Below are 8,177 nucleotides of genomic sequence, written 5' to 3'. Positions count from 1 at the left end.
CATATATAAAATTAAAATCTATTGCTCTATCAATTTGTCTAACTAAATGATTTTTAGGCACAAGAGCTTCTAAACTGTTAAATTCAATTTTAAATCTATTATCAGTATTTTTTTTAGTCATCATATTTATCACCCAATATTATTTTATAAGAAAATGGAAAGGCTGTCGACTTTGTCGACAGCCTGAAAGCATGAGGAGTTATAGCTCATGCTTTTTTATTATTTTAACTTATATTTAAAGAGACTTTTTGAACTTTTCACTAAAATCAATATCTTTAGCTTTAGCTCTATATTCTAAGAATTTCTCACCATAGATTTTTATAAGAGCTATAATAGGTACACTAATAAACATTCCTATTACTCCCCCAAGGCCACCACCAAGAGTTACTGCTAGTATTATAAATAATGGAGAAACACCAACTTTATCACCTAATATTTTAGGTCCTAAGTACCAACCATCAAATTGTTGTAATAGGAATATAAAAAGTAATACCCAAAGTGATTTAGAAGGATCAACAAAAAGTGTTAGTAAAAATCCAGGAACCATTCCTATAAATGGTCCAAAGTAAGGAATCATATTTGTTATTCCAACTATTAAAGCAATTAAGGCTGCATATGGTGCTTTTATTAATATAAGTCCAATATAACATAAAACACCGATTATTAATGAATCAATAGTTTTTCCTATTATAAATCTACCAAAAATATTATTTGCTTCTGTCATAAAAGATAAAAAATAATTTGCTTTTTTTTCTGATGGAAAAATAAGTAATATTATTCTTTTAGCATGATAAATTAAGTTATCTTTATCTAATAGCATATAAATAGATATAATAAATCCAAATATAAATTTAACTACAGAAGAAGTTATTTTTATTGTCTGAGTTAATACTCCACCTAACATATTAGAAAGTAAAGCAGTTAATTTGCTTAAAAACTCCATTGCGAATTTTTCAATTTGTTCTGAAGCACTTTTCATATCTAGATCAGATATGAAATTAGTAATCCATTGTTCAGAAGATGTAGTATAATCAGATAGATTTTTAAATAAATCTAATAAACTATTAAAAATAGCAGGAACAAGAACTGTTATTCCTATGTATAAAAATATAAAAACAATTATATAACTTAATAAAGTTGATAATCCTCTTTTTAGCTTTAGACGTTTTTCTATTAAAAGCATTAATGGATTAATTAAATAAGCTATAACTAAGGCCCAAATAAATGGTACTAATATTGAAAATAATGTACCTATGGTACCAGAAAAAATAGTTTCAATATTAAAAACTACTTTAATTAATACTATAGTTATTAATATTATAGGAATTAAATTAAAGTAAAAGTTTTTTTTCTTAAACAAAGTGTATCCTCCTATATAAATATATTTTTTTATGTTATTCATATAATATCATAAAAGGCATAAATAAAATAATAAAAATTTATTAAATTTAAATAAAAAAATAGAGGTAATAGTTACCTCCTAAAATATTAAATTATTCTGATATTAAAGCATTAATAATTTTATGATATATATCTGATGAATTATTTTTCCATTTTGAACAAAGTGATTTAGCTTCATCTTTAGATGGCACAGAAATAGTTAAATCCATTAATACAGATCCATTTTCCATAGCTTTTAGATTTACTAAGAAGGAGCTATTTTCATCTATAGTATAGTCTGAACAAATATTTAATTCTTTTTTTATACTTTCTACTTTAGCATTAATATAATCATCAATAAGTTTTAATTTATTTTTAGAGATTCTATCTTTAAAAAAGAATAAAACTTTATCACCTTTATTAGTCAATACAAGAAACTCTTTAGAATCTATTTCTTCATATTTTAAGAATTCTGAAGAAATAAGTTCAGATATGTATTGTTGAAGCATAAAGTAATTTATAAAACTATTTTCTAATATTATGTCTGTTAATTGAGCATTAGAAATTGGATATTTAATAGACTTTATTATATATAAAAGTAATAGCTTGTTTTCAGCTAATTCTAATGTGCTATCATCATACATGTATATTTCCTCCATAGTAATTAATAATATTATTATAACATATAAGTTTTAATATAATAAAGTTATTTACAAATTATTAAGGTATATTTTGGAGGTGATAATTTGGAATTTATAATTAAAAATAAATTTAAAAAATTAATTTTAATATTTTTAGTAACAATACTTTATTCATTTATAGGTAAACCAGTAATTAGTTTATCAGAAGTAAAAAAGCAGCCTATATATAATGTTGATACAGCTGAAAAAAAATTATCTTTAACTTTTGATGTAAACTGGGCTGAAAAAGACTACTTATATGAAATATTAGATATATTAGATAAACATAATGTAAAAGCAACATTTTTTGTTATGGGTAAGTGGGTAATATATCCAGAAGAGAATAAAGAAAAATTAAAAGAAATTAATAAACGAGGGCATGAAATAGGGAACCATAGTTTTATTCATCCTGATTTTACTAAAATATCTAAAGAAAGAGCTATAAAAGAAATAAAAGAAACAGAAGATATTATAAGTAAAGAAATAGGATTAAAAACAGAATTATTTAGATTTCCTAGTGGATCCTACAATGAAGACAAATTAAGAGTTAGTGAAGAACTAGGATATAAAAATATACATTGGAATGTGGATAGTATAGATTGGAAAAACTTAGGGCTAGATAAAGAATATAATAGAGTAATAAAAAATATAATTCCTGGTTCTATAGTTTTATTTCATAACAATGGGAAAAATACGCCTAAGAATTTAGAAAAATTAATACCTTATTTGAAAAAAGAAGGATATAATTTTTTTACTATTGGAGAGTTAATATTTAAAGAAAACTATGAAATAAATAGTGAAGGATTGCAAAAATTATTGCAATAAGTTAAATCTAATAAAAAATAGGTTGAAATACTTGAACAAAATGTATTATAATGGAAACAGTTGATAGATTTACATTATAGAAGTATAAAATAAATAAACAAATTACAAATTAAAGTAATAAACACTAATGGGGAGAGGGGTTTAGGTTAAAATGGATAATTTAATGTTAAACAACAAAATTTACTTAGAGGGAACAGTTGTATCAGAATTAGAATTTAGTCATGAAATGTATGGAGAGGGATTTTATACCTTTAATTTAGAGGTTATGAGACTAAGTGATTCTAAAGATATTTTGAGTATTACAGTTTCAGAGAGATTAATAACCAATATAGAATTAAAAATAGGGGAAGATGTTATTGTTGATGGTCAACTTAGAAGCTATAATAAGTTTATTGATGGAAGTAATAAGCTAATTCTAACTGTATTTGCTAGAAATATAGAGCCTTGTTTAGAAAGAAGTAAAAATCCAAATGAAATATTTTTAGACGGATATATATGTAAAGAACCAATATATAGAACAACTCCATTTGGAAGAGAAATTGCTGATGTATTATTAGCAGTAAATAGAGCATATAATAAATCTGATTATATACCAACAATTGCTTGGGGAAGAAATTCTAGATTTTGTCAGACATTAGAGGTTGGAGATAACATAAGAATTTGGGGAAGACTTCAAAGTAGAGAATATCAAAAAAAGGTATCAGAAACAGAAGTTATAAAAAAAGTGGCTTATGAAGTTTCAATTTCAAAAATGGAAAGAGTTGAAGAAAAAGCTGAAAGTGAAGAAGAAAATAACGAACAAAATATTGGATAATAAGTAAAAGCTGTAGCGTTTGCTACAGCTTTATGTAGTTTAGATTATTTTCTTAAATCATCTAATATTTCAGTTTTTTCTTTAGTTTTATTATCTACATGCTTAATAATCTTAGCAGGGGTACCAGCTACAACTACTCCAGCAGGCACATCTTCTACAACAACAGAACCAGCAGCAACAACAGAACCTTTTCCTATTTTTATGCCTTCTAGTATTACTGCATTAGCACCTATTAAAACATCATCTTCTATTATACAAGGGCTTTTACTAGGTGGTTCTAAAACACCAGCAACAACAGCACCAGCTCCAAGATGGACTCTTTTTCCTAGTTGACCTCTAGCTCCAATAACAGCATTCATATCAACCATTGTTCCTTCACCAATTTCAGCACCTATATTTATAACAGCACCCATCATTACAACGGCATTTTTACCTATGGTAACTCTATCTCTTATTATTGCACCAGGTTCAATTCTAGCATCAATATTTAAAAGATCTAACATAGGAATGGCAGAATTTCTTCTATCATTATCAATTCTAAAGTGTTCAATTTTTTCTTTGTTTTCTGTTAAGAAATCTGAAATTTCAAGACTTTCTCCAAATAAAATGTAGAAATTATTTGAACCATACCATTCTATAGAACCAAAATTTGTTTGGGATAAATCTCCTTTTACATGAACTTGAACAGGAGTTGATTTTTTAGCTTCTTTTATGAATCTAGCTATTTCATATGGATCAGTAAAATTATAACTCATATAGTTACATCCTTTCTATAAATATTTAATTATATTATTATGTTATAATTGCTACAAAATATAATATATACAATATAGATTATTATAAACAAAAAAAATTCTCAATAAAAGAGTATATAGTATAAAAAAACTAATTTTTATTATAAATTTTACATTAACAAGTTCATACTGGCAATTAATAATGTAAAATAACCATAAAGGAGTGATTTGCAATGAGTAATTTGAAGGAAGGATATATACAAATTTATACTGGTAATGGTAAAGGTAAGACTACTGCTGCTATGGGATTAGCAATTAGAGCGGTTGGTGATGGTATGAAAGTATATGTAATACAGTTTTTAAAGTCTGGAAAAACTGGTGAACTTAAAATTTCTGAAATATTAGGAGAAAATTTCAAAATATTTAGATTTGAAACAACAAAAGGTTTTACTTGGAATTTAAATGAAGAACAATTAAGTAAATTAAAAGAAGAGGTTAATGAAGGATATAATTTTGCATTAAAAATATTAGAAAATAAAGAGTGTGATATATTGATATTAGATGAGGTTATGGCAGCTATGAAAGGAGAATTTCTTACTGAAGAACAAGTTCTAAAGCTTATGAACATAAAACCAAAAGATATGGAACTTATTTTAACAGGAAGAAATGTTCCAGAAAAAATTGCAGATAAAGCAGATTTAATAACAGAAATGAAAGAAATTAAGCATTATTATAAAGCAGGTGTAAACGCAAGAAAGGGGATTGAATTTTAATATGAATAAAAATATTAAAAATATAGAAATTTCAGGTATAAGGAAGTTTTTTAACAAGATGGAAAAGTATCCTAATGCTATTTCTTTAACATTAGGTCAACCAGATTTTGATGTGCCAGATAAAATTAAAGAAGGAATAATTAATGCTTTGAATAATGGAAAGTCAAAATATACACCTAATGCAGGTATAATAGAATTAAGAGAAGCTATAAGTGAATTTTTAAAAACTTTAAATATAAATTACAGTAAAGATGAAATTATGTTAACTGTAGGTGGAAGTGAAGGCTTATTTATAAGCATGGTATCTTTATTAAATGCAAAAGATAGTATATTAATACCTTCAATAGCATATCCAGCATATGAAAGTATTGCAAAATTAATAGGAGTTGAAATTATTACTTATGAGTTAAATAATGATTTTTCTGTGAACATAGATAATTTAAAAGAAGGAATAAAAAAAGGAGGTAAAGTTTTAATATTATCCTATCCATGCAATCCTACAGGGGCTTTATTATCAAAAGAATGTAAAAATGAACTAATAGAAGTTATAAAAGATAATGACATATGTGTAATAACAGATGAAATATATGCATCATTATGTTTTGAAGATAACTATTATTCAGTTGCTCAATGTGATGAAATAAAAGATAAGATAATATATGTAAGTGGATTTTCTAAAATGTTTGCAATGCCAGGATTAAGATTAGGTTATGTATGTTGTAAAAAAGAGTTGTATGACCAAATTTTAAAGGTTCATCAATATGATGTATCCTGTGCATCTTCTATAGTTCAATGGGGAGCTTTAACTGGGCTAAAAAATTGTCTTAATGATGTAGAGTATATGAAAAAATCATTTAAGGATAGAATGGAATTTGTATATAATGAATTATTAGACATAGGATTTGAAGTAAATAAACCAAATGGAGCATTTTATATATTTCCAAGTATAAGTAAATACGGTATGAAATCAGAAGAATTTTGTGAAAAGTTACTTAAAGAAAAAGGAGTAGCATGTGTCCCAGGAGATGCTTTTGGAGTAGGAGGAGAAGGATTTTTAAGAATTTCGTATTGCTATAGTATGGATGAACTTAAAATTGCTTTAAAAAGACTTAGAGAATTTGTGAAAACTATACAATATTAGTTAAGTTTAAAAATTACTTTTTTAAATGGAAGTAATAAAATACCATCAAGCTTTTATTAGACTTGATGGTATTTAAAGTTAAATATCAATTTTAAAAATTAATATTTAATACATCATCCATTGAATATTTACCAGTCTTAGTTTGGGACGCCATATATTCACATGCTTTAAGAGCTCCAATAGCAAATACATCTCTAGAGATAGCTTTATGATTTACTTCAATAACTTCACCATCACCAGCATAAATTACTTCGTGATCTCCTATGATTCCTCCACCTCTTACTGTATTTACACAAATTTCATTTTTTTCTCTTTTTCCAATACCTTCTCTTCCATAGATAAGATTTGTTTCTTCATTTAATGAATTTTGAATAGAATGAGCAAGAAGTAGAGCAGTTCCACTTGGTGAATCTACTTTTTGATTGTGATGTCTTTCTACTAATTCAATATCAAAATCAAAGTTTTCGTATAATATTGGAGAAATTTTCTTTAATAATGCATTTACTAAATTTATACCAATACTCATATTTGCAGATCTAAATAAAGGAATTTCTTTTGAAGCTTTTTCTATAAGATCTAAATCTTCATCAGTATATCCAGTAGAACATAGAATTAAAGGTTTTTTTGTTTTTTTAGAAAGTTCTATTAATGATGTTAGTGTATCAGCTCTAGAGAAATCTAGTAAAACGTCATAATCAACTGAACAATTTTCAGCTTTTTCAAATATAGGATAATTTCTGTTAACATTAGTGAATTTATCTATTCCTGCAACGATTTGAATATTAGGGAATTTTTGTAACGCTAGATTTGTAATTGTTGATCCCATTTTTCCAGAACAACCACTTAATACTATTTTTACCATAAAATAATTACCTCCGGTAATGAATTTTTATATTTGCAAATAATGTAATCACCTACATTATTCGTAGGTGATTTGAATTTTTATTTTGTTAGATTATATTCTAAAAGAGTTTGTTTTAATTTTTTTAAGTTATTATCATCCATATTACATAAAGGTAATCGTAAATTACCACAATTAAAACCTATTAAGTTCATAGCAGTTTTTACTGGTATAGGATTAGTCTCCATGAATAATGAATTAATTAAATGTAGATAAATAAGTTGCATTTCACAAGCTTCTTGAATTTTTCTATTAAAGAAAAGTTCACACATTTCATGAGTTTCTTTAGGAATAACATTAGCAAGTACAGAAACTACTCCAGCACCCCCTAAGGAAAGTAACGGAATTATTTGATCATCATTTCCAGAATATATATCCAATTTGTTACCACATAAAGCTGCCATTTCAGCTATTTGAGAAAAATTCCCACTAGCCTCTTTGATTGCAGTTATATTATTTAATTTAGAAAGTTTTAGTAACATATCAGCTGTTATATTCATACCTGTTCTTGATGGAACATTATATAGCATAATTGGAGTTTTTACAGCATCATTTATAGCTTTAAAATGTTCATATAATCCTTTATTAGAAGTTTTATTATAATAAGGTGTTATAACTAAAAGCATGTCTACACCAGTTTTTTCAGCCCAAATACTCATGTCTATAGATGCTTGAGTATTATTGCTACCAGTACCGGCAAGTACAGGAATTCTTTTATTTACTTTATCAACTGTAAATTTAATTACAGATTTTCTTTCCTCTAAAGTCATAGTAGATGCTTCACCAGTAGTTCCACAAACTAATATTGCATCTGTTTTATTTTCAATATGCCATTCTATAAGTCTTTCAAGCTCTTTGAAATTAATACCATTTTCATCAAATGGTGTAACTAAAGCAACACAAGAACCTTTAAATATACTCATTTTTAT

The 8,177-nt window shown here is 25.9% G+C and carries 9 protein-coding genes; 4 read left to right on the top strand and 5 right to left on the bottom strand.

Annotated elements, in window-relative coordinates; translation table 11 throughout:
- Positions 1-235: 235 nt before the first annotated feature.
- Complete coding sequence (locus GBZ86_RS02650; RefSeq protein WP_152887477.1) at positions 236-1,360, bottom strand: AI-2E family transporter; 1,125 nt, start codon at positions 1,358-1,360, stop codon at positions 236-238.
- 133 nt (positions 1,361-1,493) lie between these two features.
- Entirely contained in the window at positions 1,494-2,024 is a 531-nt protein-coding gene (locus GBZ86_RS02645) for a DUF4364 family protein (protein WP_152887475.1), read from the bottom strand.
- Between the two features lie 102 nt (positions 2,025-2,126).
- Between GBZ86_RS02645 and GBZ86_RS02640 the strand changes: the two genes are divergently transcribed.
- Together GBZ86_RS02640 and GBZ86_RS02635 are read left to right on the top strand one after the other, a co-directional pair.
- On the top strand, positions 2,127-2,885 hold the full coding sequence (locus GBZ86_RS02640; RefSeq protein ID WP_152887474.1) for a polysaccharide deacetylase family protein: 759 nt from the start codon (positions 2,127-2,129) through the stop codon (positions 2,883-2,885).
- Positions 2,886-3,036: 151 nt separating this feature from the next.
- The gene (locus GBZ86_RS02635; RefSeq protein ID WP_152887471.1) at positions 3,037-3,699 is read left to right on the top strand and encodes a single-stranded DNA-binding protein; all 663 of its coding nucleotides are present in this window, start codon (positions 3,037-3,039) and stop codon (positions 3,697-3,699) included.
- 44 nt (positions 3,700-3,743) lie between these two features.
- On the opposite strand, the gene dapD is transcribed toward GBZ86_RS02635, so the two are convergent.
- Complete coding sequence (gene dapD, locus GBZ86_RS02630; protein ID WP_152887469.1) at positions 3,744-4,454, bottom strand: 2,3,4,5-tetrahydropyridine-2,6-dicarboxylate N-acetyltransferase; 711 nt, start codon at positions 4,452-4,454, stop codon at positions 3,744-3,746.
- A gap of 212 nt (positions 4,455-4,666) precedes the next feature.
- Between dapD and GBZ86_RS02625 the strand changes: the two genes are divergently transcribed.
- On the top strand, positions 4,667-5,206 hold the full coding sequence (locus tag GBZ86_RS02625; RefSeq protein ID WP_152887468.1) for a cob(I)yrinic acid a,c-diamide adenosyltransferase: 540 nt from the start codon (positions 4,667-4,669) through the stop codon (positions 5,204-5,206).
- 1 nt (position 5,207) lies between these two features.
- Positions 5,208-6,347, top strand: a complete 1,140-nt coding sequence (locus GBZ86_RS02620) for a pyridoxal phosphate-dependent aminotransferase (protein ID WP_152887466.1) — start codon at positions 5,208-5,210, stop codon at positions 6,345-6,347.
- Positions 6,348-6,438: 91 nt separating this feature from the next.
- Here GBZ86_RS02620 and dapB read toward each other — a convergent pair whose 3' ends face one another.
- Complete coding sequence (dapB, locus tag GBZ86_RS02615; protein ID WP_152887464.1) at positions 6,439-7,209, bottom strand: 4-hydroxy-tetrahydrodipicolinate reductase; 771 nt, start codon at positions 7,207-7,209, stop codon at positions 6,439-6,441.
- Between the two features lie 80 nt (positions 7,210-7,289).
- Positions 7,290-8,171, bottom strand: a complete 882-nt coding sequence (dapA, locus tag GBZ86_RS02610; RefSeq protein ID WP_152887463.1) for a 4-hydroxy-tetrahydrodipicolinate synthase — start codon at positions 8,169-8,171, stop codon at positions 7,290-7,292.
- Between the last annotated feature and the right edge of the window lie 6 nt (positions 8,172-8,177).

Source organism: Clostridium tarantellae, assembly GCF_009295725.1.
Classification (GTDB): domain Bacteria; phylum Bacillota; class Clostridia; order Clostridiales; family Clostridiaceae; genus Sarcina; species Sarcina tarantellae.
Note: the sequence above shows the minus strand (reverse complement) of the source record. Positions and strands in the feature narration are given on the sequence as shown.